The sequence below is a fragment of the Arthrobacter sp. 2MCAF14 genome (assembly GCF_052115645.1).
Taxonomy (GTDB): domain Bacteria; phylum Actinomycetota; class Actinomycetes; order Actinomycetales; family Micrococcaceae; genus Arthrobacter.
Window position 1 is genome coordinate 85,560 of record NZ_JBFRHB010000008.1, and the last position, 24,792, is coordinate 110,351.

General features: G+C 62.7%; 25 protein-coding genes and 1 pseudogene. 13 read left to right on the top strand and 13 right to left on the bottom strand.

Going from position 1 to position 24,792, the window contains the following annotated elements; translation table 11 throughout:
* The first annotated feature begins 77 nt into the window (after positions 1-77).
* The 3 genes from AB4074_RS08405 (at position 78) to AB4074_RS08415 (ending at position 2,248) form a co-directional block, all read left to right on the top strand.
* On the top strand, positions 78-278 hold the full coding sequence (locus tag AB4074_RS08405; protein WP_441412974.1) for a hypothetical protein: 201 nt from the start codon (positions 78-80) through the stop codon (positions 276-278).
* A 105-nt stretch (positions 279-383) separates the two neighbouring features.
* Positions 384-1,184, top strand: a complete 801-nt coding sequence (locus AB4074_RS08410; RefSeq protein ID WP_441412975.1) for an IclR family transcriptional regulator — start codon at positions 384-386, stop codon at positions 1,182-1,184.
* 716 nt (positions 1,185-1,900) lie between these two features.
* Positions 1,901-2,248 (top strand): hypothetical protein, encoded by a 348-nt coding sequence (locus AB4074_RS08415; protein ID WP_441412976.1) that lies wholly within the window; start codon positions 1,901-1,903, stop codon positions 2,246-2,248.
* Between the two features lie 114 nt (positions 2,249-2,362).
* Here AB4074_RS08415 and AB4074_RS08420 read toward each other — a convergent pair whose 3' ends face one another.
* The 4 genes from AB4074_RS08420 to AB4074_RS08435 form a co-directional block, all read right to left on the bottom strand.
* On the bottom strand, positions 2,363-3,748 hold the full coding sequence (locus AB4074_RS08420; RefSeq protein ID WP_441412977.1) for an MFS transporter: 1,386 nt from the start codon (positions 3,746-3,748) through the stop codon (positions 2,363-2,365).
* Between the two features lie 92 nt (positions 3,749-3,840).
* A complete protein-coding gene (locus AB4074_RS08425) occupies positions 3,841-3,966 on the bottom strand; it encodes a hypothetical protein (RefSeq protein ID WP_441412978.1) in 126 nt (41 codons plus the stop codon).
* Positions 3,967-3,981: 15 nt separating this feature from the next.
* Positions 3,982-5,967, bottom strand: coding sequence for an FAD-binding monooxygenase (locus tag AB4074_RS08430; protein WP_441412979.1), 1,986 nt, complete (start codon positions 5,965-5,967; stop codon positions 3,982-3,984).
* A gap of 339 nt (positions 5,968-6,306) precedes the next feature.
* Positions 6,307-6,792: a MarR family winged helix-turn-helix transcriptional regulator gene (locus AB4074_RS08435; protein ID WP_441412980.1), complete on the bottom strand. Its 486-nt coding sequence runs from the start codon at positions 6,790-6,792 to the stop codon at positions 6,307-6,309.
* Positions 6,793-7,377: 585 nt separating this feature from the next.
* Here AB4074_RS08435 and AB4074_RS08440 point away from each other — a divergent pair.
* The 6 genes and pseudogenes from AB4074_RS08440 to AB4074_RS08465 all read left to right on the top strand — a co-directional run.
* A complete protein-coding gene (locus AB4074_RS08440; RefSeq protein ID WP_441412981.1) occupies positions 7,378-8,751 on the top strand; it encodes a pyridoxal phosphate-dependent decarboxylase family protein in 1,374 nt (457 codons plus the stop codon).
* Between the two features lie 998 nt (positions 8,752-9,749).
* Complete coding sequence (locus tag AB4074_RS08445; protein WP_441412982.1) at positions 9,750-9,980, top strand: YegP family protein; 231 nt, start codon at positions 9,750-9,752, stop codon at positions 9,978-9,980.
* A gap of 966 nt (positions 9,981-10,946) precedes the next feature.
* The gene (locus AB4074_RS08450; protein ID WP_441412983.1) at positions 10,947-11,549 is read left to right on the top strand and encodes a dihydrofolate reductase family protein; all 603 of its coding nucleotides are present in this window, start codon (positions 10,947-10,949) and stop codon (positions 11,547-11,549) included.
* A 16-nt stretch (positions 11,550-11,565) separates the two neighbouring features.
* Positions 11,566-12,150, top strand: coding sequence for a dihydrofolate reductase family protein (locus AB4074_RS08455; RefSeq protein WP_441412984.1), 585 nt, complete (start codon positions 11,566-11,568; stop codon positions 12,148-12,150).
* A 23-nt stretch (positions 12,151-12,173) separates the two neighbouring features.
* Positions 12,174-12,743 (top strand): dihydrofolate reductase family protein, encoded by a 570-nt coding sequence (locus AB4074_RS08460; RefSeq protein ID WP_441412985.1) that lies wholly within the window; start codon positions 12,174-12,176, stop codon positions 12,741-12,743.
* Positions 12,744-12,826: 83 nt separating this feature from the next.
* Positions 12,827-13,017 (top strand): annotated as a pseudogene (locus AB4074_RS08465) (hypothetical protein); the annotation flags it as partial.
* 175 nt (positions 13,018-13,192) lie between these two features.
* Here the strand turns inward: AB4074_RS08465 and AB4074_RS08470 are convergent.
* Positions 13,193-13,609 carry an MmcQ/YjbR family DNA-binding protein gene (locus tag AB4074_RS08470; protein ID WP_441412986.1) on the bottom strand — a complete coding sequence of 139 codons (417 nt, stop codon included), beginning with the start codon at positions 13,607-13,609 and terminating at the stop codon, positions 13,193-13,195.
* A gap of 146 nt (positions 13,610-13,755) precedes the next feature.
* Between AB4074_RS08470 and AB4074_RS08475 the strand changes: the two genes are divergently transcribed.
* The 4 genes from AB4074_RS08475 to AB4074_RS08490 all read left to right on the top strand — a co-directional run bounded on the left by AB4074_RS08475 (position 13,756) and on the right by AB4074_RS08490 (position 16,619).
* Positions 13,756-14,199, top strand: a complete 444-nt coding sequence (locus AB4074_RS08475; protein ID WP_441412987.1) for a hypothetical protein — start codon at positions 13,756-13,758, stop codon at positions 14,197-14,199.
* 364 nt (positions 14,200-14,563) lie between these two features.
* Positions 14,564-15,259: an 8-oxoguanine DNA glycosylase OGG fold protein gene (locus AB4074_RS08480; RefSeq protein WP_441412988.1), complete on the top strand. Its 696-nt coding sequence runs from the start codon at positions 14,564-14,566 to the stop codon at positions 15,257-15,259.
* A gap of 856 nt (positions 15,260-16,115) precedes the next feature.
* Positions 16,116-16,403: a hypothetical protein gene (locus AB4074_RS08485; RefSeq protein ID WP_441412989.1), complete on the top strand. Its 288-nt coding sequence runs from the start codon at positions 16,116-16,118 to the stop codon at positions 16,401-16,403.
* Between the two features lie 42 nt (positions 16,404-16,445).
* Positions 16,446-16,619 (top strand): hypothetical protein, encoded by a 174-nt coding sequence (locus AB4074_RS08490; protein ID WP_441412990.1) that lies wholly within the window; start codon positions 16,446-16,448, stop codon positions 16,617-16,619.
* On the opposite strand, the gene AB4074_RS08495 is transcribed toward AB4074_RS08490, so the two are convergent.
* The 8 genes from AB4074_RS08495 to AB4074_RS08530 form a co-directional block, all read right to left on the bottom strand.
* A complete protein-coding gene (locus AB4074_RS08495) occupies positions 16,610-17,224 on the bottom strand; it encodes a hypothetical protein (RefSeq protein WP_441412991.1) in 615 nt (204 codons plus the stop codon). The genes AB4074_RS08490 and AB4074_RS08495 overlap by 10 nt on opposite strands.
* Before the next feature lie 210 nt (positions 17,225-17,434).
* On the bottom strand, positions 17,435-18,484 hold the full coding sequence (locus AB4074_RS08500; protein ID WP_441412992.1) for a hypothetical protein: 1,050 nt from the start codon (positions 18,482-18,484) through the stop codon (positions 17,435-17,437).
* A gap of 32 nt (positions 18,485-18,516) precedes the next feature.
* A complete protein-coding gene (locus AB4074_RS08505) occupies positions 18,517-18,792 on the bottom strand; it encodes a hypothetical protein (RefSeq protein WP_441412993.1) in 276 nt (91 codons plus the stop codon).
* Positions 18,793-19,241: 449 nt separating this feature from the next.
* A complete protein-coding gene (locus AB4074_RS08510) occupies positions 19,242-19,544 on the bottom strand; it encodes a DUF4193 domain-containing protein (protein ID WP_441412994.1) in 303 nt (100 codons plus the stop codon).
* Between the two features lie 133 nt (positions 19,545-19,677).
* Positions 19,678-19,974, bottom strand: coding sequence for a hypothetical protein (locus AB4074_RS08515; RefSeq protein WP_441412995.1), 297 nt, complete (start codon positions 19,972-19,974; stop codon positions 19,678-19,680).
* A gap of 307 nt (positions 19,975-20,281) precedes the next feature.
* Complete coding sequence (locus AB4074_RS08520; protein ID WP_441412996.1) at positions 20,282-21,949, bottom strand: M1 family metallopeptidase; 1,668 nt, start codon at positions 21,947-21,949, stop codon at positions 20,282-20,284.
* A gap of 236 nt (positions 21,950-22,185) precedes the next feature.
* The gene (locus tag AB4074_RS08525) at positions 22,186-22,614 is read right to left on the bottom strand and encodes a hypothetical protein (RefSeq protein ID WP_441412997.1); all 429 of its coding nucleotides are present in this window, start codon (positions 22,612-22,614) and stop codon (positions 22,186-22,188) included.
* A 598-nt stretch (positions 22,615-23,212) separates the two neighbouring features.
* Entirely contained in the window at positions 23,213-24,316 is a 1,104-nt protein-coding gene (locus AB4074_RS08530; RefSeq protein ID WP_441412998.1) for a DUF3048 domain-containing protein, read from the bottom strand.
* Between the last annotated feature and the right edge of the window lie 476 nt (positions 24,317-24,792).

Below are 24,792 nucleotides of genomic sequence, written 5' to 3' on the forward strand. Positions count from 1 at the left end.
CCATAGTGACCAGTATCACGACACCTTTTTTCACCCAGTGAAAAGGGATTGCTTGAACGGTTCACGAAAGGAACGCCATGACGCGAGATTCACTGCCTGCATGGACCCGTAGGGCCGATGGCCGCTATGGCGTCGGCACGCGGATGTTGGCGCATGGCATCCTCGCGCACATCCCCGCCGTGATCGACCCCGACGCCGCCCTGTTGCTGTCGCCAAGCGCGCGGCACCTCCTCCAACGTCCGGATGCTCAGCTACTTCAACGAGGATGCAATGCTTGAGGAAATCCCCCACCCTTCCCGCTGGCCCCAACAACGCAAACGGTTGGCGGATCTGCAGGAAACGACCCGGTCGCTGACAGCCGTACTGAATGGCAGGATGATTTCATGACCACGACCTACGTCGATCCGCCCCCCAAATCCGTCGTGGCAAGGGCACTGCTGATACTGGGGCAGTTCACCATTGCCACACCGTCCCTCACCATCAGCGAGATATCACGCAGCACCGGCCTGCCGGTGGCGACCGTGTTCCGGCTGTTGGGTGAGCTTGAGGCTGGACAGTTCGTCGAGCGTTCACCCAAGGGCCCCTACCGGCTTGGGAAACGATTGTGGGAAATGGGGTTGCTCACCCCGCTACACGGACGGCTGAGGGAAACGGCCCTACCATTCCTGCTAAACCTCCAGTACAAAACTGGCGAAACAGTGCAATTTGCCATCCCCGACGGCTCCACGGCCCTATACATCGAGAAGCTGACGAACGAGGAATCGGTGCCCCAGCAAAGTCGCATCGGTGCGCGGATGCCATTGCACGGAACCGGACTTGGGAAGGCGCTGTTGGCCTTCAGCGAGCCTCAATTCCAGCACAGTATCCTGGCACAGCCGCTGCCTTCCTACACCTCGCATACATTAGTTGAATCCGGGCAGTTGAGTCGGCAACTGGAGGAGATTCGTCAGCGGGGGTATGCCATGAGCGCAGAGGAATACGTTGCGGGCTCGATGTCCATCGCCGCACCCGTCCTGGTCCAGGGCGTCGTGCAGGCCGCCGTGGCACTCGTCAACTACCACCTGGATGCAGATTTGGAACGCTTCGCCGAACCCCTCCTGCACGCCGCCGATGGCATCGGCCGCCGACTTACGGAAATGGACGGCATAGACTTCCCCAGTCTGGACGACCCGCATCACGACTGACCGCAAAACGCTTGGACCCGGCCAGGATCGGAAATTTTCCTCGGGACCGGTCGGCGAACACCCGCGGATAAATGGGCTATACGCGCCAGGACCTTTAGCGGTCGGGCCCGCCCTATACTCGCTCTGCAACCACGGCGGCGCCTGTTATGGCTTGCTCACTTTTGCTGTACCTTACCCATTCTGCTGTCCGGAGTAGGTGCCTTCGCTGCGTTTGGCGGTTTTAGCTGAATCCGATGACGAGGGTTGAGCGTGCTGTCTCAATGACGTCGCACGTCCTGTACGTCCACCGGATCGAACACCGCCCCGATGTCTACAAACCGCGTTAGTCCGGACTCTTCGAGGAAAGTGTCTCAACATAGTGATCAGTCGCGACGGGAGGACTGACAGGTTGAATGAGGCAACGGTGGCTTCGGCTGTCTCATCAAAGGTGTCAGTCCGTATGGGCTGGGCGGCTTGAGCGCAGACAAGGCCGCGGGACATGTCCCTAAGAGGAACCTTTACCGCGATGGAATGGCCGGCCCGTCGGCGGTTAGACGAAACCCGGCATTCGCGGCGGTTGTGGACCAACCGGGGCGGGCCGACCTCTTTTGCTTTGCGCGACACCCGGATACTCTCAGGGCATCCGGACGCGGGTGATTGCCGCGCAGCAGCAGGCGCCGCGGTCGCGCAGCGCACTCAATTAACTATCTCCGGCAACCCTAGGAAAGAAGACTCCCATGACCGATGATCAGGTAGCTGCGAATCTCAAAGGCATGGATGATCTCGATTTCACAGGCTGGAACAACGCCGACTGGCACGGCGTGTTCGCCCATCACCACACCGACGATGTACTGGGGGACTGGAAGGGCCAGGGACCTACCCATGGCATCCAGGAACACATCGACGCCATGAAGGCGTATGTCGAATCTGCGGGTGGAATGCCGCCGCAGATCACCTCCCACCCGATCGCTTTCGGGTCCGGTGAGTGGACCTGCGTGATCGGCGAGTTCGAAGGCGGGGGCCGCATGGTGACCGTGGCCAAGTGGAAGGACGGTGCGATTTCCGAGGAATACATCTGGGCGTAGCAGTAGCGACAGCAAAGCCCGGCGGCGTGTGGGCCAACCCGCCGGACCTTCTTCGAATCCAGACCGGCCGGGGCCGGGCGCTCTCGGCAAGTCCCGGCCCCCAGAGCCGCGTGATCAGTTGCTGCGGACGGGCTCATGTGAGACGTCGGCGGTTCGCCGGTCAAAGACGAGCGCCCCAACTTCCTGCTCGGCCTGATTCCGGATGGAAAGGTCCATACCTGAGCGGTCCCGCACCAAGGAGACGGCCACAAGGGAGACAAGCGTCATCCCGACCAGGTACAGGGAAACGGCCTCGGTTCCGCCTGTGGCCTGCACCAGGGCTGTGGCAATGGTCGGGGCAAAAGCGCCGCCGAGGATCGCGCCCAGAGCGTAGGAGATAGAGACGCCGGAGAACCGCACCGAGGCAGGGAACATTTCCGAGTACCGGGCAGCCTGCGGGCCGTACGCCAGTCCCAGACCGAAGCTAAAGATGGTCAGCGCCAGGTAGAGCATCGCCAGGGACCCTGTGTTGATCAGCCAAAAGAGCGGGAAGCAAGCCAACAGCTGGGCGCCGAATCCTATGAAATACGTCCGCTTACGGCCGATACCGTCCGAGAGGTATCCGGCGAGGTAGGTGAAGACGAGCCAGACGGCAGAACCGTAAGTGACTGCGACGAGCACGTCAGTGCGTCCGTGACCCACAGCGGGGCTGGACGCGTAGCTGGGAATGAAGCCACCGGTTGCCATGTACCCTGCAGCGTTGTTGCCTGCGAAGATCAGGGCAGCGACGATCACGAGCAGTCCGTGGCGCCGGAACAGCTCAACGATCGGTATCCTGGGCTGTTTCTTGGCCGCGGCGATTTCCTGGAAAACGGGGGATTCGTCCACGGCGCGGCGTACGAAGTAGCCCACGGCAATGAGGACGATGCTCAGCAGGAAGGGAACGCGCCATCCCCCCTCGAGGAAGGCGGCTCCGGGGGAAATTACACCGGTCATGAGCGCCGTGATGCCGGAGGCCAGCAGCAGCCCCAGCGGGACGCCCAGCTGGTGGAATGCCCCGGCCCGTCCGCGGCGGTTACGGGGTGCGTGTTTCGCTGCCATCAGGACGGCGCCGCCCCATTCACCGCCGGCGGAGATGCCTTGCAGGATCCTCAGCAGCAGGAGCATGACCGGGGCGATAACGCCGGCGGTCGCGTAGGTCGGCAGGAAGCCGATCAGGGTGGTTGCCGCGCCCATGAGGATCAGGGTCAGCACGAGCATGGCGCGGCGGCCGATTTTATCGCCGTAGTGGCCGGCCAGGAAGGCGCCGAGCGGCCGGAAGAGGAAGCTGATGCCGACGGAGGCGAACGACAGCAGCAGACCGATGGAGGCGCCGGCTGGCTCGAAGAACAATTGTGCGAACACCAAGCCGGCGGCCGTGGCGTAGATGAAGAAGTCGTACCATTCAACGGTGGTGCCGATGACGGTGGCGAAGGCTACGCGACGTTGGTTCGCCTTCGAACTGTGGGTGGACATGCTCATGGTTCTCCAGTTGGTGTGGGCGGTGTACCCCTTGGGAAATCCTGGGGATCGAATGTGGTGCAGATTTGCGGCGTGGAGCCTGAAAGGCCTTGTCAGGCGGAGACCGGAATTTCCGCAGTGCTGGCGGTGCCGATCGTGGCTCCGGCAACCACCCTGCGGTACGCCTGGCTCGTGCCCTGGCGTCGAGGGTGCGCAAGCCTGGTCTGAGACGGTGACATCAAGACTTCATTGTGTTAGTTGTTCACCAGGACTGAGGGTGTGGTGGCTGAGTGAGCGGTGGGCACGCCAGACAGCGCGGAGGATGAAGGCTCCTCGGGCCGCCGTGGCTGCAGGAGGGGTGCAAAGAACGCGGTGAGCTCGGCCGTTGCCGTGAGCGGCAGGACGTTTGCCACGTACTGGTCCGGGCGCACGATCACGACGACGCCGCCGCGGTCGAGACCCCGCAGGTCGAAGATGTCCGCCGCCGGGTCTGTAGCGTAGACCTTCTCGTAGTCCGTGAGCTGGAACGGGCCGACCTGGGGTTTCAACACTGCCGGAACGCCGCTGATGTCGACGCTTGTGTGGTCCTGCTGGTAAATCACTTTGACGTCGAACCATGCGTGGGGGTCGGCGCCCTCCGGGGTGGCGGCGACCGGCGATTCCGGTGAGTTTGCGATCCAGTCGGCGAACTGTTCGGTGGGCGAAGCGGTTCCCGTTTGAGGCGTTTGGGGCGTCGCAGAGTCGGCAAAGATGTAGATGCGCCACCGGCCGTCGGCCGTGGCGTGGTGGCCGAGGTGTACCGGGTTGGTGTCGGCGACCCGCACGACGGGGGCGGACTTGAAGCGCTTGCCGATGGTGAAGCCGGTTGCCAGGTGCTGGTGTTCAGAGGCAGCAACGAGCACTGAGGGGGCGTACTGGGTCATGAAGCCGGCGGGGAATTCGGCGGTGCGCACGTAGAAGTTCTCGAGCTCGGAGGGGTCTTCGAATTCCTTGGGCTTCTTCGCCATGAGCGTGGACCACTCTTTGTCGAAGTCGATGAGGTTCTTCGCCACCGCTTGTCGCTCTGCGGAGTAGGTGGACAGCAGGCTTTCCGGGCTGCGGCCCTCGAGGACGTGCCCGAGTTTCCAAGCGAGGTTGAAGCCGTCCTGCATGGAGACGTTCATGCCCTGGCCGGCCTTGGCGCTGTGGGTGTGGCACGCGTCGCCGGTGATGAACACGCGAGGCGTTCGGGTGCCGCGCTGCTCCGGGAGGACGTCGTCGAATCGGTCGGTGAGGCGGTGGCCTACCTCGTACACGCTGTGCCACGCGACGTTGCGGACATCAAGGGTGTAGGGGTGCAGGATCTCGTTCGCCTTGCGGATGATTTCCTCGATGGAAGTGCTGCGCACTGCGCCCTTGTTGTTGGGGTCCACCTCGCCCAGGTCAACGTACATCCTGAAGAGGTGGCCGCCTTCGCGCGGGATCAGCAGGATGCTGCCGCCTGTACCCGACTGGATGGCGCACTTGACGCGGATATCCGGGAAGTCGGTGACCGCCAGGGCATCCATGACACCCCAGGCATGGTTGGCCTGGTCTCCGGCAAGGGTGCAGCCAATCGACTCCCGCACCTTGCTGCGTGCGCCGTCCGCACCGACAACGTATTTGGCCCGGACAATGCGCTCCTGCCCCTCATTGGGGCCGGAGGTGTGGAGAAGGGTCACGGTGACGGGGTACTCCCCCTCGTCCGCGACGCTCAGGGAACGGAACTCAAAGCCATAGTCGGGTGACATTCGGGTGGGCGAGTTGGCCATGAACTCCGCGAAGTAGTCCAGTACACGGGCTTGGTTAACGACGAGGTGGGGGAACTCGCTGATTTCGGCGGGGTCATCCGGGGTGCGGGCACTGCGGATGATGCGCGAGGCGTCCGCGGGGTCCGGCTTCCAGAACGCCGTCTCTGTGATCCGGTACGCCTCGGCGATGATCCTCTCGGCAAACCCGAAGGCCTGAAAGGTCTCGACTGTGCGGGTCTGGATGCCGTCGGCCTGGCCAATGGCAAGCCTCCCGGGGCGACGCTCCACGATGCGCGTGGCGACACTTGGGAACTGGGACAATTGCGCGGCCGCGAGCATGCCGGCAGGCCCGGTGCCGACAATCAACACATCGACCTCGTCCGGAAGCTCAGCCGGCCTGTTAATGCCGCCTCCTGCTGCCAGCTGGACCCTCGGGTCCCCGGATACGTAACCGTGATGGTGAAACTGCACCGATTCCTCATTTCGTGGTAAGCGGTTAGCGTCGAAGCTCCTCAGAACTGGACGCCTGCTATCTGAAATGTGACTATCCGCACTTGCCAAGGCGTTGCGGACTCTCCAGGGATCCCTCTGGTTACTGCTACTTGTTGCGTGAATTCACGGGACGGGCCCTGAATTGAAAACGTCGGGCGGCGGGCATGGAGCAAACGAACCTCGGAACGAACCTCATGGAAATGCCCCGCTTCATGCCTGTGGTCGAACGCGGTACTCGTCCAGCTTCAAACCAGCTGAACGTTCGGGGTATCCGCGGGGAAAATCAGGGGCTACCCGGATTCAAGGCGCCCTAAAGACCTAGGAACGAGGCGGGTGGTGTTGTAAAAGCTTCCGCAACAGTTCAGTAAGGATGGTTGCCTCGGTCCTTGTGAGGCCATCTGCCCAATCGCTTTCACGCAGACTGTTCTTGCGCGCGAGTTCTGTTACGCGTGCCTCCCCGAGTGGAGTGAGCCGAACAAGTGTTTTGCGCCTATCTGAGGTGTCTGCCTCCCGGGTCACCAGCCCGTACTTCTCCAAGGTGTTGAGCAAGCTCGACATAGAAGCCGTTGAAACGCTCGACAGCCTTGCCAGCTCGTTGGGATACCCTGCTCCAACAGCTCGAATTGCGAATAGAAGCCTGAAAGCAGAAAAACTGAGGCCTTCGGGACGGTGGACGCGGACTTCGAGGTCGGTCATGATCCTGTTAGCCAGACGTATCAGGTTGAAGCAAAGTGCCATGGCGGCGTCGTCGTACTCGGGAAACATTTCTCTTGTGGAGTCGTTTGCGAGCTTTTCGAATGCCATGCCACTCAGTTTTACATTCCGTCGGGTTGTCAACACGCTCATCGTTTGGATCGAAGCTCCTTTGGTGATTCATGCTCCTGTGTAGCCCCGAGGTTGCGCACTTCTGCAACGCGGTGTCCCTCGTTGTCTCTCTTGCTGGCGTCCACGATGTTGTTCTACCGCCCCCGCCAGTTGGCCAGTGAGTCCTCTGAAGCATCGAACGCCTGCTTTTCCCATAATCTTATTAGACTTCTAACAAATATACAAGGCATGTTTCCCTCCTCCAACGGTTGGAGGTCGGATTTATCCTTGGTCTCGATCGCCGTGAGAACCCTAGTTCCAGCCCTGAAGTCGGCCCAATCCCCTGAGTATGTACACGCCGACCCCTTTCCAGAGCATTTCCATGAGTCAATCATCGCGACCTAGCGCGGTTTCCGACAATCGCCTAGACTTCTAACTAAATACCGCCCAATCAGCCTTGAAACTCTTCGAGTGGGCTGCGGGACTCACCGAAACCGAAGCCTCGGGCACTAGCCGAACTGCTGGGCGCAAGCTGTTGCTGCACTACCCGACTCCCCGGACCAGTTAGAACGATAGGAGATACTAATGAGGGCACAAGACGTCCGGTTGGACGACGACGTGATCGCAGATCTAAGGCACCACGCCAAAGACCTGGAGGCGTACGCCACTTTGTGGGCCGGAGGACCAACCATTGACTCATCAGGCTCAGCTGCACTGTCTTCCCTGGTTGGACGACTGGCCAACATGTATCCGTACGGTGATGCGAAATATATCGGACAACTCCTTAAACCCCCGCACCCTGTGGCTTGGGTTGCGCAGGCAATCACAGCATTGATCAATCCGAATAATCATGCTCTGGACGGGGGCCCGGCCACCGCGGTCCTTGAAAAGGAAGTCGTGGCCAAACTTGCAGCGATGTTCGGTTATGAGGAACATCTGGGCCACCTGACATCGTCCGGCACCATCGCTAACCTTGAGGCGCTGTGGGTTGCCAGGGAATTGCATCCAGGTAAAGTCATCCTGTCCGGAACGAACGCCCACTACACCCACGAGCGCATGTGCCGGTTGCTCGGAACCCCGCATGAGACCGTTCCGGAAGACGACCGGGGCCGTCTTTCGATGGCGGATCTGCGGACAAGGCTTGCGCGAGGCGGGGTCGGCACCGTTGTCGTGACTCTGGGCACGACCGGTCTTGGTGCACTGGACCAAGTCCATGAGGCCGCGGACCTGGCAGCCGAATTCGGAGCCCGGTTACATATCGATGCAGCGTACGGAGGATTTCACACCCTCCTGTCAACTGGTCCCGAACCGCTGGTTGATCCTGCCCCCTTCCTGGCCATACGCCGGGCGGATTCAATCGTCGTAGATCCACATAAGCACGGACTTCAACCGTACGGATGCGGATCTGTGCTCTTCGCTGACCCATCTGTCGGCAAGCTCTACTCGCACAATTCCCCCTACACCTACTTCACTTCTTCTGACCTTCATCTTGGTGAGATCAGTCTGGAGTGCTCCAGAGCGGGAGCGTCGGCGGCAGCATTTTGGACCACGGTTGAAGCTCTGGGATTGTCACGCGAGGGAATGGGATCGATTATCGCCGACGGCCGAAAGGCCGCGCTGCAAATAGCTGACATCATCAGAGCCGCCGACGGTGCCGAACTCGTGGTCGAACCCGAACTTGACATCGTTTGCGCCTTCCCTCGACGTCCTACAACCGGGCAAATATCTGCGGCAACAGAAGATGCGTTCGAGGCCATGGCCCGGGACGGCTGGCACTTGGCACTGTACCGAGTCAACAGCAAGTGGCTTGCGAGGAACCATCCATGGGTCGTAGTCGATAGTGACTACACGACTGTCCTGAGATCCTGCACCATGAAACCCGAGCACCTCCAACTGGCCCAAGAATTCAGCCACCGCCTCATTGCATCAATGGAGCAACAGCCCTCACAGACAGACTAAAGGGGCGGCCAACATTGCTTAGAAGGCTGATCGCGAGCACACGGCCAGGAGCCCCCAGCGGTAATCCCGGCGCAAACGGAAACGAGGCTTCCAGCGTTCCAGCCGTCGAGCCCGGGCAGCAGCTCGGGCAGGGGCTGCTTCAGCGCGAGGAATGCCGAGCACACGTTTGACGGCAAGTCGTCCACTCGTATGCCTTCACGCATACACGGTTAAGGACATAGACCCGGGGGTCTCAGGAAATCGGCGGTGAGCGCCGGGATATGCTTCTCTACTCGAACGTACGAAGCTAAGCTACAACGCCTCGCGAGACGGTCCTTCAGCGTTCGGCCATACCCGCAGCTGCAGTTGGAGACCGCGGTGTCCGGCTGAGCATGCTTGCTGACGTTCACTGCAGCTTCGAGGTCCGCGCTTCCGTTCGCATGTCGCCCACCGTGAGCCCGGGCAGCAGCTCGGCCGGGCTCGGGAAGGCGTTGCTTCAATGCGCATGTTTGACGGCAAGTCGGCCACTACCTTTCCACTCCCCCGCTTCACACTCCCCCACGTCCGTCACGGCGAAAAATGAGCCACCAACGTTACTAATGAGATGGGTCGTTATCGTGCCACGAAGATGACCACAAATAGGCCAGAACCCACGTAATTCCGGGTATTTTGGTACCCACCTCCTATAACAACTTTGGTGCCACGAAGTTCTCATGGTCATACGAGTGATTGTTGATTTAGGAGGTGGGTCGTCCTAGGCAGAATCTCCCTGATTGCTGAGCTAGACTTACACGGCTCTGCGTAGTTCACGGATCGCCGCCTCCCCTCTTGATCAATTTCCGGTAGGTCCACTCAGTCTCTCCTCTGCAGCTGCGGATGACCGTTGCCGGCGTCCTGAATGCGGACCTCCGATCTTTAGGACAAAGTGATAGGGTTGTTATGTTCAATGACAAATATTGTCAATCACCCGGGGGCGTGATGCGTTTCCTAGTTTTTTACGCGGGGTCTGATCACAAATAATGGCCGGTTACTTCGAACTCATAAACGCCCCGGAGGGCGGATATCAACTAAGGCTTCGTGGCGGTAACGGAGAAATTATCGCCTTGTCCGTGAGGTATCCGACGAAACAAGCCGCGGCGGCGGGAGTTTCTCAGACACGTGAGGTTGCCGCGAGCGGCCTCATCCGGGATCTAAGTAGTGAGCTGGCCAGCAATTCCGCGCCGGAAGCACCTGATGAGACGCGCAACTAAGCGATTTCGGACGTTATGCCCTTGCCGACGCGCTGGATTGACGTCGCCGATGTAAGTGAAGTCCCGGCCAACCACGATCCAGGGCCGCGCGGCCGTTCTGATCCGTCGTCGAAACATGAAATCAGGCCGGCGGCGGCCGAGGCGGATGGTGTCCCCCATGCCACTCTCCCAGCCCGTCGCCGGTCCCGACTCTTTTACTCGGGCCAGACACCATAACAAGAACCACCCCTCATCAGGTGAGCCCGACCATGCGATGGCTTCCGTGCGGGGTCCATCCTGCCAAATCCCGGCCGGATCCTGGCTCTTCGAGCTTCCGCTGCACTCCAGGCACAGCAGGCTCCTATGTCGTCTGCTGGCTGTACGTCTCCGGGAATTCACGGATCGTGGCCGCTACGGCTCTGACCACCGCCGCGTCTTCCGTCCAGGGCCGGCCCGTCCGAGCGCAGACGTGGAAGTTGTCACTTTCGAGGCTTTGGCAGCCTCAGTGAGTTCTGCCAACGCTACCCGCAGTTCCTCCAGGAGCTCCGGTGACACGGGCGCATCCGGGACAGGGGCGGCCGCCTCAACAACAGGAACCACGGGTGCCGCAATTGCAGCTCTTCGCTGAAAAAGACTCCTAAGACCCATTTCGCCGTCCCCCTTCTGACAGTTTGAGCACACCCAGAGTATCAATGCACCCTCTCTCCCCCGCGATGCATAAGCACGGCCTGAGGACAGTCAGAGTCCGCACCGACTCCTGGCCCAGGGGTGCACATCAGGCCGGGAGCGTCTGGAGGACGAGCGCCTACTTGGCGGCAAAGTCAGCCACGGCTCCATCCATACCCAGTTAAGGTCAAGCGTGCTTCACTTCTTAAGGTACATATCGAGTTAAGGTACATATCGAGCAATCAGCCGGCGCGCATCCCAACGCGACCGCCACCATGAGACGAGGAACCACTGCCATGGAGCTGAAGGTCAACAATCCAGGTGTCCGTCGACGGCGTCTACCAGTCCAACGGCGGACGTCATGCCGACTTCGACCCGGACATGGAGAGAGGCGGCTGGGCCAGGCCGCTGTTCGACGACGAGTCGCTGGCCTACGTCGGCGACTACTACCAGAGCGCCGACGCGTTCTTGTTCGGCCGACGCACGTACGAGATGTTCGCCTGGTCCTGGGGAACCGGCACCTGGGGCTCGGACCAGGGCGACAACCCGATCTCCACGGCCTTGAACACCAGGCCCAAGTACGTTGCATCCACCACCCTTACCGACCCGGCCTGGGCGAACACGACCGTGCACTCCGGGGACCTCGCCAGCGCGATCCGCGAGCTCAAGACCGCGCCCGGGGGCGAACTGCAGGTGCACGGCAGCGGCGCACTCGCCCGCTGGCTGCTGGCAAACGACCTCGTCGACGAGCTCACCCTGCTCGTGTGCCCCGTGATCGTCGGCCAGGGGGCGCGGCTGTTCCCCGAACACGGCCCCGATCTGGCGCTCGAACTGGCAGCGACGCGGGCGTTCCCGAAGGGAATCATCCTGCAGACGTACCGGCCCGCCGGACTCCCCCGGTACGCGCCCGACCCCACCAAGTGAGAATCAGGAGACCATCATGACTGCCAGCTACACCTGGGACGTGTTCACCACCCTCGACGGCTTCGGCTCGTACAACGCCCACGGCGACTGGGGTGGTTACTGGGGCAAACAAGGCCCCGAGCTGCTCGATCACCGCCTCGCCTTGTACGGCGCGGAGCAGCGGATGGTCTTCGGGGCAAACACCTACCGGGCGTTCGCGCAGATGCTGGCTTCGAGCACGGCGGAGTCCGAGGTGCGTGACCCATGGGTCACCCGGATGAGGAGCCTGCCGGCAACGATAGTGTCGACGACGCTGGAAGGCCCCCTCGACTGGCCGGACGCGACCGTCGTGAGCGGTGACGCCGTGGACGTCGTCGCCCGACTCAAAGAGGAGTCCGAGGTGCCGCTTCGCTCGCATGGCAGCCTGTCGATGAACCGGGCGCTGATGGCCGCCGGCCTCGTCGACCGGCTCCAGGTGACGATCTTCCCGGTGATCTCCGGTCATACCGGACAGGAGCCGATCTTCCAGGGTGCGGCCGACTTCGACCTGGAGCTGATCGAGAGTCGCACGTTCGACGGCCGCACCCAAGAACTCATCTACCTTCCCACCCGGCATCACTGACAGAACACCGCTGGAGAATCACCATGACCAAGGCCATCCTGTACATGTCGATGTCCCTCGACGGCTACATCGCAGGTCCCGACGATGGCCCCGGCAACGGGCTCGGAACCGGCGGCCTCCGACTTCACGAGTGGCTGGGCGAGCCCGTCTCCGACTATCCCCACTTCGACCCGCCGGGGCTCAGCGGGCAGGTCCTCGCCGAGTCAATGGCGACCGGCGCGGTCCTCGTCGGCCGCAAGACCTTTGACTACGCCGGCCACTGGGGCGGCGACCACCACGGCGTGCCCATCTTCGTGCCCACCCGTGGCCCCTTGCCCGAGCCGCAGAGCGGCTGGGTCCACTACGTGCACGACCCGGCCACGGCGGTCCGCGAGGCCAAGGCAGTCGCCGGCGACCGGGACGTGATGGTGCACGGGGCCGGGCTCGCCCAGTCCCTTCTCCGCGAGGGCCTGCTCGATGAGCTGGAGATCCATCTGATCCCGGTGCTGCTAGGCGGGGGACGGCGACTGTTCGGCGCAGAACACGCCGAACTGGAGCTGACGCGTGTAATCGACGCACCCGGCGTCACGCACATGCACTACCGGGTGGCCTAGCGCCTCCCGCCGCGTCGGCCCGGCCGAGCAGCCCTTCGCGCGATGCGCCGGGGCTACTCACCTGCGGCCGCTCCCCCTTGCCCGAACCCTCGCGCCGATACGCACCCACATTGCCATAGCCGTAGAAAGCAAGGTCACCGACGAAATCATCGATCTGCACGACCGAATCATCGGGCGCCTCATCCGCACAGCGCAGAACAAGCAAAACCAGGCCCTGTCCTCCCGTTCTACCGTCGCGGCCATGATGCGCCCTCACTCCAGCCTCGGTGACGCCCATCATTCTCTGGAACACCGGACCGCACCATCACCACCCTGACCAGCGACGGCGCTGACATCGACCGGAACTCCTACGGTTCCTCTCACCCCGGGCTGGGAACACATCAACCTCACCGGCGACTACACCTGGCCCGGGACCAACCAGGGCGTTCCTCAGACCGGGAGAGGATCGGTCATCGGGCCGCGAAGAACTCTCTGACCAGCCTTTTCGGTGCCCGCGCGGCCCAGGCCTCGAGGAGGATCTCCTCGAGGTGGTCGCGGTCCATCTCGCCCAGACGGGACTCCTGCACAAGGACGGCGTTGTAGCCGTCGAAATGGGGGATCGTGAAGAAAGGCACGGATGGGTCTTCGACAAGGGCGGCCTTGACGTGGGCGTCCGCGACGACGATCACGAGAAGGTCCGCGTACGGCTGTCCCGTGTCCGGGTCTATGGCGGTCTGGTGGGGTGCACGGTACAGCACGAAGCCGCGCCCTTTAGGGCCCTGCGGTACCTTGTATGTCGGTCGGTCACCCCAGGAGAAGCCGAACTCGACCTGGGGCAGTGCGCCGCAGATCGCATCGATGTCCTCAGGCTTGGCCATGCGTGCCATGGCCAAACCGTAGCGCCGTTCTCTGGTCACCGACAACCCCAGTAGACACCCTTGATGGTCCCGGCAACCAGACAACAGGACGCTTCCCGTATGTCTGGTCTGTCCGGTGGCTTGTCGGTGAGCTGTCGTTCAACTAGCGTCGGATTATGGCTCCGCGGAATAGCTATGATGTTGAAGCATTCCTGGCCGAGTACCAGGACGCGCTGACCTCATACGATGCCGTGCGATCGGCGGCCCAGTGGGGTACACCGGCAACGATGATCACCGACAGATTTGTTGGGACACTCCGTTCCCGTGAGGAGATGGCCCAGGGGCTCGCCCAGGCCTATCCGCTGTACAAGTCGTTCGGACTCACGCGCATTGAGCACACCATCATCGAGCGTATCGATGTGACGAAACGGATCATCCGGGTGCGCGTGCGGTGGCATTTCTTCGCAGACGATGAACTCTTGACCGACAGTGACTACGAGTACACGCTGCGCAAGGACGACGATGGAATCCACGCGTACGTGGCAGTCGCGATAGACGAGGAGGAGAAGCTCAGGGAGCTGGCCGACCGTAAGGGAATTCAGCTCCCGACGATCTCGTAGCCATCCCGGCGATCCACGGCGTCCACGGCCGAAACTCAGTGCCGGGTGCTCCGTTTGCGCCTGGTGGGCGTGATCGCCGTCGAGCTCCACGACCGAGGCATTGCGCAGCCGTTCCCCAAGAAAACCGGACCCGGGCCAGTCCCGCGGCAGTCAGACGGACTCCAAAATTGTTAGAGCCGGACGCACGGTTGCCGACTCCATGGCGTAGACCTCAAGCTCAATCACAAAAGTGTCCGCTCGCCTTCCCTCACCGGGAAAGTCACGGCCCATTTGGGCTGAAAACGGCGGGTTTCGCTGACTTCTTTGCCAGCGACATGCCCCAGTGTGCCGGGAAAATGTACCTGCGCTGGGTGAAGATTGGCCCATGACAACGCACATCCCCGCCGTACTGGCGGAAGCACTCGACGGCGAAGCCCGGCCGCAGAGCCCCTTCCCTTGGACCAAGCAGCCGCGGCTGGACCAAATGCACGACCTTCCGGACGTTCTGTCGCTCCTGCACCGTCTTCCCGAGCGGGTGAGCCGGCAATCAACCCTTGATGCGGTCTCAACCGAGCTGAACGCCGGCCGGGTCCTCCCCGCATTCATCGCGGCGATGGTCTGGGGATGGGGCACCACCGCCGGCATGGGTGCGCTGCGGACCCGGTGGATACTCACCCAGACCAACGCCAAGAGCGCCGACGCGGTCTCGGAACCGGTGGATCCCGCTGTCGCAGACCGGCTGGAAGCAGGGGCCAGGTCTGTGCGCGCAGACGGGGCCCTGGAGGCCTTCCGGTTAATGAACAACGAGGGCCGCATCCTCCACCTCAGGTCCTCCTACTTCACCAAGTGGCTGCACTTCACCTCAGCCGTCGACGGCCCTGAGGACCCGAACGCCGCCCCGATCTTCGACGACAGGATCGTCGGGTGGCTCGAGGACCCAGCCGGAGTTCCCCTCGAAAAGAAAAGCACCGATTCCTACGGCGAATACCTGGACCTGCTCGCAAGCTGGGGAAAGCCGTACGGTCGAACGAGAGCGCAAGTCGAAACCGAAATCTTCAGGCTGGCGACAGGACGCGGATGAGTCGTCGGAGCACGCCAGCGGACCTCTGAAGCAACCACGGTTGCCCGTTAACCGGCCCCTCAGTGCACACAGGATCCATTCCGATGAATCTTTCAGGGTGAGTGCTTCGTGATCCTGATCCCCGCCCGGGCGCCCGTAGATCCAAAGGTGCCCTCTGGAAGGGTGACCCGAGCAGAGACGGGCCCGACGACGAGGTAAATCTGCTCTCCGTGCGGACTCCCGCACGGAAAGGAAACATTCATCTTCGAGCTGTTGCTCGAGCCTTGCTGGGAGAGAGTCAGCAAGGCCTGCGGTGCGCCTACGCATGCGGCGGTCACAGAGTAGTTCCCCCTGTCGAGGGAGTTATACCCGACTTCGAACGCGGCTGAGGGGCCGGCGATACCTCCTGAACCATCAACTACGGTACCTCCGGGCTTCGGACCCATGACCTTCTGGAGCTGGGCTGCTGTCGAGGGGGTGCCAGCCGGTGCGGCCGGGCTTGTCCCGGATTGCGGCGAGTAGGCGCAAGAGCTCAGACAAGCTATCAGAAGGCTCGTCGCGACCGCTGTTGCGGTTCGCCCCGGAAGGCCATCCGCGCCGATGGGGCGCCGCAATGCAACTGTCCCGACTTCGGCCGCCGTCATTGTTCCCACCCCCACACCAATACGACTGAATGGAACATTAGACTAGGGCCCGGCGCCAGGGAAGGCCCGCGACGCCGTCATCTCGTAACGGGCCATGGTCTCGAGCAACGATGTCATGGAGACAGCATCGCAGTCCCGCCATCCCGCGCTCCGGCCGCTTGAGCTCACAACCCGAGGGGGCGCGTCATCGGCGACCGACCTCTTTTACCACCCTCGACGCTGTCGACCAGGACTTGGCCAACCTCGCGGAGATTCTGATCAACGAGAGCCCGGACGTGATGGGCGACGCTGGCCTTTACGACGGCGAAGGCCCCGACCTCATGTATGTCTCCGGCATCTTGATCAAGCCCGCGTTCCGCGGATCCACCCTGGGCTACACAATCCTTGACACCATCATCCGCACCATCGGCCGTGCCTGCCCGCTGGTCATCGTGCAGGCCGCCCCGATCCTGGAAGACGACGGCTTGGAGGCACCCCGGAGCGCTTGGGGTCCTTGCCGCATTCGCGCCAGCAAGGAATGACGAACGCTGGAACGCCCCGGCAGGGCAGAGGGCCCCTGACCCATGCACCTGGCAGAGGACGGCTTGGCATACGGTGAAGCCTTCTCCCCCGAACCCGCGCTCCCGTACGATGCGGCCAAGGTTGCTCTCAGCAGTTACTGGCTACGCTACGGTTTCCTGGCCAGCAGCGTTGCTTCGCGAGTGTCTCCGGTCCTCTCAGCCAACCCTCATCCCTGAGATGCCCTTGACGGGCGGGGGGCTGCGGTGAGGAGTTTCACGGCAAGGACAGCGGAGATGGCCGCGAAGGGAAGTTCAACGAGGACAGCTTCCAGGATCGCCGTGAGAAGCGGCGGCCCCTGGGCGGCGGTCGTGACGTCGAAAAGGGCATCGATGCACAGGCTGGTGGAGAAGGCGGCGGCGCTCAGCGCCGCGTAGGTACTGCCTTTGAACAGGAACACGGCTGTTAGAAGCGCTGTGAGACCTTCGAACCCGTCCAGTGCGAGCCAGGCCATATTCCAGTTGTAGGCGACGGTCACTGAGGGCATCGTGCCGCTCAGATAGAAGATCCACGCTACATAGAACAGCACGGCGGCTGCACCGCAGGCGATCGCCATCCGCCGCCACCCCCAGCCCCGCAACCATCCCAAGCCCCGCAGCCGGACCATAACGCGCCGGCGGACACGGAGGATCACAATTACGGCCACAAGGACCAAGCCGATTTTGAGTCCGACAAAATGCGGTCCCGCCGACCATGCCGGATCCCGAAATCCCAACGAAGCGACCATGCGGGCCAGAGTCATTGGAGACCGCGGACCTGCGAACATCATCATGAGATCAGGCACGGTGCATCCTGCCCGTACCCGGGCTCAACGCTGCCCGGGTGGTATCAGGGACCCTGTCTCCGGATCCGGTCAGGAAAGATGACACCGGTGGCCTCTCTGTCTTTGGCTTCGGCCCAAACGCGGCATGTGGTGTGGGCTAATCAGAGGTTACCGGAACCAATCCGGGGGCCGCGCTGTCCTGCTAGCTGCAAAGTGATCTTCTACCGGCGGTCAGGAACCTTGAGTTGGTACGAGCCGGCGGACGATGAGGCCGATGACCACGGACACTGCGGCTGTCGTTGCTGCGACGAGTGCCGTGAGGAGGTAGAGCTGAGGTGCTGTTGCGTGGTCCCCGGTGGCACCGACGATCCAGCCGAGGAACTGCCGGAAGGCCACGGCCGGAGGGATGCTGGCTGCCGCCGTGATCGCCGCCAACCGTCCGGGATGGTGTGCTATGGGTTCCGTGGCGATCAGGCCGAGGTAGGCGTTGGCGATAGCGAAGAACGCGTAATAGCTGGCCCCGTTGACAGCGGGAAAGTAGGTTGCGAAACCCGGCCCGTAACCTTCTTGGATGATCTGGACGGCGCCGCCAAGGATCGCCAAGACGGCCGAGACGCCTGCGAGGAAAGTCAGCGGGTAACGCCGGATCCAACGGGAGGAGATGCGGTTGGTCCAGACAATGACGACCCGCACCGGTTTGCCCGGCGGACCGAATGCCCTGGCGATCAGTTCGAGAAAGAGCAGACCGTCGGCGAGCCAGTCCGGTTGTCCCGCGGATGGAACCCGGGTGCGGATCCCCATGCGGGCCACCGTCAGGAGGATAAGGATGAGCAGGATTGCGGTGCTGAACGCGGCCAGGACAGCGAGCACGCCGGCCGTCACCGGCGTCCAGTCGGCTGCGTGTGTGCCAAGGAGCACGCTCACCCATTCCGCTGCGACGGTCACCGCGACGATGCCGTTCAGCAGGTAGCACGCCCGTATGAGGTCCATGATGCGGCGGCCTGGCACCGCGGCATGCCTTGCGCAGACGAGGAACCGACAGGCGCACAGAACGGTAAGAACGGGAAGCACCACGAACTCGAACGAGATCAGTGCATCGTAGGGATCGTCCTGCCACGGTTCGTGCACATACAGGGAGCGTGTTTCCTTGGCGAAGAAGATGTAAAGACAAAACGCGGCCGACAGCAGGATCGAGCCGGCCAGGGCGCGCGAGAGCCGTCGACAAGCCGGGTCTATGCGGGACATTTCCCACCCGGATGCGTCAACAAGTCCGGAATTCACTTCACCACAGTCGCATGAACGGACTCCCCCGGCTAGACGGGGACAGGCCACACCTCAAAACGAAGTGCACCCCGAGGGTCTCGACCTGTTGGTCCTCCACCGGAATGTGGTCGATGATGATCCCCGACCTTCAGGTCCTTCACCGGGACGGGGACGGTGACTACCACGTCGCCCGGGTTGATCAGCGGCGACATCGAGCCCGCGAGCATCGTGGACGTCTGGTAGCCGAGGATGCGGGGGCCGACGGCGAGGAACAGGAGCGTCGCGATGGCCGCAACCATGACGGTGCTGGTGGTGACGCTGACCAAGACCCGTGCAAATCCCGACCCAACTCCCGGGTCTTATCGGTGCCGGGCTTTTCGGCGCCGAGTGTCGCCGTGGTGGTGACGGTCGGGGCGACCCGCGTGGGGTGGACCAGGGTTGCGGTCATGGCTGGGTCTCCGTTCCTGTGGATGAGCCTCCGCCGTCGTGGCCCGTGTTCAGGGTGCGAGGCGGAGGGCCGGGTGCCTCGGTCCACGGGACGGATCACCCGAGGACCCAAGGGACCCCAGGCGGAAAACAGCCAGCCGCTCTAAACGGTCCATCAGGAGACTAGCCGCCCGTGCGCCGGCCGGTCTCTTGCCATGTCCGGACCCATTTGAGTAACGCCCCCGGTTTGCGTCGAGAAAGGCTGAGGCTCGGGCGGGAGGCATCAGCCCGCGAGCTTCTGCGTCCGTTCCACCGCTCAGCCGAGTGCTGCTTGAGTGCCCCTTGGGGATCAGCCCTCGCATTCGATGCAGTAGGCGTGGCCGTCTTGTTCGCGTGCCATCTGGGAGCGGTGCCGGACAAGGAAGCAGGAGTAGCAGGTGAATTCGTCCTTAAGTTGTGGAACGACCTGGACGACGAGTTCCTCGGCGATGAATTCTCCGCCGGGGATCCCTGTAGTGTCCATATCATCGGACGCGTCCAGTTCGCGGACCACGCTTTGCGGGTCGGGTGCGTTGGCTGACTTGAGGGTCTCGAGGGAGTCGTTCTGTGATTCCTGGACCTCGGTGCGCAGCTCGTCGTAATCAGTTGCCACTAGGGTGCATCCCTTTCCTTACTCGGGTGGTCGGACATGCAACGTACGGCGCGCCGACATAATTCCCGCCCAGGCAGGGTTCAGAGCCTTGCGTGCGCGGCAAGGAAGGCTTCCTTCTTCGCATTCGCATCGATCAACTTTGCTCCGGTGCGGCCATGCGCCGCCGGCTTTCTTCCACCTGTACACCTGCTGCTCGTCGGGGACTCTCGAGCAGATTCCGGACTGGATGCTCCTGCAACGCGAAATCATAGGCTTGAATCTCGGCCTGGGCAATCGAGAGGAGCTCTTGGGTTTCAAGCTTTTCGGCCTGCGCTTCGAGTACCTCACGCTGGGCCTGCCTGCGGAGTTTTTCAAGTTCGTGCTTGACCTCTTCCGTTGAGGTCGGAAAAAGTCGGACGTACGTACCCTCCCAGTTGGATAGAAACAGCACGCTACTCCAAAGAGAAGCGAGACTGCCGGTTTTCATTGAAGGGCGTCTGAGCAAAGGATTGTTTTCCAAGACACCGGACAGGAACGGGAGGGGGTCGCTCTGTCGTTTTTTGTGATTGTCAGGGGTATATGGCGTGATTCTGTTGGCCGTAAGTGGCGGGGCGCTGGGCGCAGGCGGCCTGGTGCCGGCCGGGGGGCCTTCCGGCCGGCCTCAGCATTGAGGGAACAGCGAGGCCGCTGGACTCAGTTCGGTGCGGAAATCCGGCGTTGTCGGACGAGTACAGGACGGAATGCCTCCGCCGCGGGCCTCACTGCGTGGGTAGGAGAGCAGGCATTGGCGGTGCGGCCGGATCGCGGAGCCAGGTTTGGAAGAAGCTGTCCAGGGCCGTGTGGCTGACGATCTCAGCGGTGTGGATGAAGTCGTCGGTCGTGGCGTTCCCGTAGCGGTGCTCCGCCGCATATGTGCTGAGGATCCGGAAGAACGTTGCATCGCCCACCCGAACCCGCAGCGCTTGGAGCGTCATGGCCCCGCGGTTGTACACGCCGCCGGTGAAGAGGTCCGTCGCGGGCGGCGATACCGGCGCGGAAGACCGACCGTCCTCAAGATAACCCGCGACATCCGCAGATCCGGGTTTCACCCCGAGCAGCCCGAGGGCCTTCGCGGACGTCAACCCGCTTGGGGAGTTCAGCCCCATGGCGGAGAGGATCTGCGCGTCCGGCACGGGGTGGCCGCCGGGTTGGAACAGGCGGCGCAGGACCGGCAGGATCTGATCCGGCGGCAGGTCGGTGTGGTTCAGGAGCGTCGCGTAGTTGGGAGCGTTGAGCTCGTAGCCGTACTGGCTCTCCATGAGCCCCGTGAGGTAATCGCGCTGCGCGGTATGTTCGAGCCACACCCAGCTCAGGTACGTCGCGAAGCCCTCGTTGAGCCAGATGCCGCTCCAGTTGCTGGGGGTCCTGGAGTCGCCGAACCATTGGTGGGCGAGCTCGTGCGAGATGCCTTCCGCGGCGGTCTCTGTGTTCATCGTGAGCACCTGGCTCCCGTAGACGGGGCGTGTCTGGGTCTCCAGGGACCAGCGGAAGTTCGTGCTGACCACGACGGCGCCCGCGGTGTCGAACGGGTACGGGCCCAGCAGGGTTTCGAAGTACGCGATCATGTCCGGCAGTTGCGCGAACCGGGCGCGGGCGGCGGCAGAGAGGTCCGCCGGCGCGTAGACCGTGATGGGCAGGCCGTGCGGTCCCGTCGCGGTGATCTGATCGAAGCGCCCCACATCGACGGCCGCGAGGTAGCTTGCCATCGGCGCGGTGGACTCCCACGCGAAAGTCGTGGTCGATCCGTGCGGTGTCTGGCCGCGCGGCGTCCCGTTCGCCACCGCGGTGAAGCCGGCGGGGACGGTGAGGCTGAACGAATAGGTGGCCTTGTTCCGGGGAGTGTCGTTCACCGGATACCACGTCCGCGCCCCGGACACCTCGCTCGCCACGTAGACCTCGTCGCCGTCGTGATGCCAGCCCACCTTGTCCGCCCCGGTACGGTTGCCGCTCGGATCCGGGATGGGCTGCGGGGTTCCGCTGTACGTCACCGCGACGGAGAAGTGCGCCCCCGAGGACAGTGGGTGGGCCGGGACGACGACGAGCTTGTCCCCTTGCCGGCTCGGCGTGGCGACCTGCCCGTCGACGCTGACCCCGTGCACGTCGAGGCCCACGAGGTCGAGGGAGAAGCGCGGCAGGTCGGCGGTGGCGTGGGCATCGATCGTGGCAGTCCCCGAGATCGAGCCGCGTGCGGGGTCGATGTCCAGGTTCAGCCCGTAGTGGTCGGCCGTGTATCCGGTGTTGCCGAGGCCGGGGTAATAGGAGTCCCCTGCGCCGGGCATCGTGGGGGTGCCCGTCACCCCGCTCCCCGGCGTGCATGCGGCAAGTACGAGCGATGAAGCGAGGGCAGCGGCCGCCAGACGACGGCCCGTGCAGCTTGGGCTGGCCACGGACCTCACCTCGACGGCTCAGGGAACTGGAAGAACAGGACTTCGGTCGACCCGGGCGCCTGCCGGGCGGGGGCGTGAGACCCGGGCTCGCGTACGACCGATAGCTACAGCCTATGCGGAAACCACTCACAGCCGACCAGGCGGCTGGCTACGGGTATTCATATCCTTGCCCAAACGACTGGCCCACCGGCCAGCGAGAATGGTAGTTACCCGGCGCGCCGCATCAGCAGGTGAACCTACCTCACGGGGCCAGCCTGTGCTGCACGGGCGGGAGCGGATCGTGCGCCGACGGCACGGGCTGCAACTTCGGCCAGCCCCAGAACCGCGAAGGCGACGATGCCGTGCAGGATTCCCAGACCGGGTACGGCGAAGGACGCAAAGGCAAGGCCGACCTGAATCACGACGGCCAGTAGCAGCCACGCCGCCCACTTGACGCCGAGTTTGGCGATCAGCGCAATGAGTAGCAGCACGATGGCCAACGGCGGGATGATGAACTGTCCCACGACCTGGTGCACGTCGAAGCCCGCGAAGTCTGTGCTGTCAGTGATGGGCCTGCCGTCTTGTACGTATTGGCCCATCGCGAACGTCGCCCACGCAATGGCGGCCGCCTGAATGACGACACAAACAGCAATGATGTGACAGATAACCCGATACGCCTGATGCATGGCCAATTCCCCGTCCCGGTCGGCTACGCGTACCGCGAACCAATGCGCGTCAGCTTGGCGCCGAGACTACCCCCGGCACAGGGGACCGTCAACGTGCAGAAGAGACCCTATCAAGGGCCCCGACCGCGGTGCGCGCCCCGGGACGTACGCGCGGATCCCCCATAGTTCCACTTGGGGACCCAACCACCCATACCGCAGAAAAGTAGCGCTAAGGTGTGATCGTTGACTTCGTTTGACGGTCAAGTCTCAGCTCAATTTCCGCGCGACGAAACCGCGAGACACCCACCGGGCTGGACGTGTCCCATGCCCACATATCGCGCATATCCGATGATGAGTCCGGTCATGGTCTTGAACGGACCGTTTATCCCCCCGTCACACCGGGCATTTTCTCAGGCGGGACTTGCGGGAATCGGGCGGCCGCGGAAATACGGCGATCGTGATCCGGAAATTTTGGGTGTCCGTTGCCCCGTTGGCGGACCGATGCCTACGGGCGACAACACATGTCGGGAACAGACAGGCCCCTCTCAGGGACTGGCAAACCCACAAGGTGCCCAGGCCTCAGCGGCTACCTGGCTGCGACCGGTGGACCGCTGGCTGTTTACTGCCACGAGACGCTCCCGCCAGTGTTGGGGATGGCGGCTATCCAGGTTTGGCCGCGCACTAATGGTGCGTCTCTTCCGGCGGCGTCGGTGAAGCTGATTTGGGCTGCCCGGTCGGCTTTGTGCCAGGTGACGGCCTCGGCGGTCCCGTTTTGAAAAATTGTCGCTTTGCCGGTCCCCGTTGTCGTAATGTCTTCGAGGCCGTTATCTGGTTGGGCCAGTTTCATATCGATTTGCATGGCGATGACGACGCTTGGTGTCAGCTGCCCTTTTTCACGGTCGAGGTGGCGTGTTCCGGCCAGTGATCGGGCGTAGGTGTTTGTCGTCCGATCGTAGGCGTAGGTGGTGTTGTAGAGCGGATCGTCGCCGAAGTCGATGGTGATTGCTGTTGCAGTCGGCGCTTCGCTTGGTTTGCCGTCCATGCGGGTAAAGCCCGTAAAACGCGATCCGTTGTACCCTTTTGCGTGGTTAAGGGCATCAAGCTTTTCGAAACTCGTGTAGACGTTGTGCGGGGCGTTGCGATCGGCCGAGCGCCAGTAGCTGTCGGCGTTGAAGAACTGGTCGATGTCGCGGTAGCTGCCGTTTCGCACCTCAGCGAGAGCGTCCGCGCTGCCGCCAACGTGCGCCACGCTGGCGTTATATGGTGCGAGCCAATCAAGGAAATAGATGCGGAGGCTCCGCACCGGGCCGATTAATTGGGGTTTGTCCTGTTGATGCAACGTCAGGAAGCGGGTGATGCCGCCCTCGGCGATTGCTTCGTAGACCACACCGGCGTCCTTGATGCCTGATTGCGGACGCGCATCCGGACTATTCTCGATCATGATCGCGGTGACGGCCTGCTTCGTCGCCGCTTCATCGGCGACTTGTTCACCCGTGAGCGGCGAATAGTACTTTTGTGCCGCCGGGTTAGGGGTACCGGGGCTCTCCTGTAGTTGTGCCGCCGGGTTGTGGGTACCGTGGCTCTCCTGCAGGAGGATCGTCACGACGATACCGGCAATGACGATGACCACGCCTGCAGCAAGACTGAACGCCGCCATACGATAGTGGTGAATCCAGCGAGTAACCCGTGCCCACGTTTTAGGTTTTTGCACGTGCGTGTTCATGGTAGCGCGACTATAGCAGAAGCGGCACGACAAAAAGAGTGGTGGGACTGGATGTAATTCGAGGGTCTGCAGATGTGATTCGCAGCGCTAAGTGGCGGCGTTTCGCGACGCTAAATGTCACCCCTGATGCCCGTAAGCGGATCGGCTACCCCACCGTTGTGAAGTGCTCAACGACCGGGAACGGGGTCGTGGAAATGGTGCCGAAGCTCCTTCCACCGCTCATAGTCCGCGGATCCACGGAAGCCGTCAGTATGGGCTTCGACCGCATCCCACTCAACGAGGAGAAGGTACAGGTTTGGGGACTCGATTCGAGCGTGAAAACGAAAGACCGCAGAAGCCCGGCTGCTCGCTGATCAGGCCCGGAATGCCTCATCGAAATCGGACTCGGTGCCGGCACGGACGGGGAGGATCGTGTGCTCCGGAATCATTCGCCCAGCTTCTCACGGTCATCCGGTTGAGGATCGGCTAACGGGCGG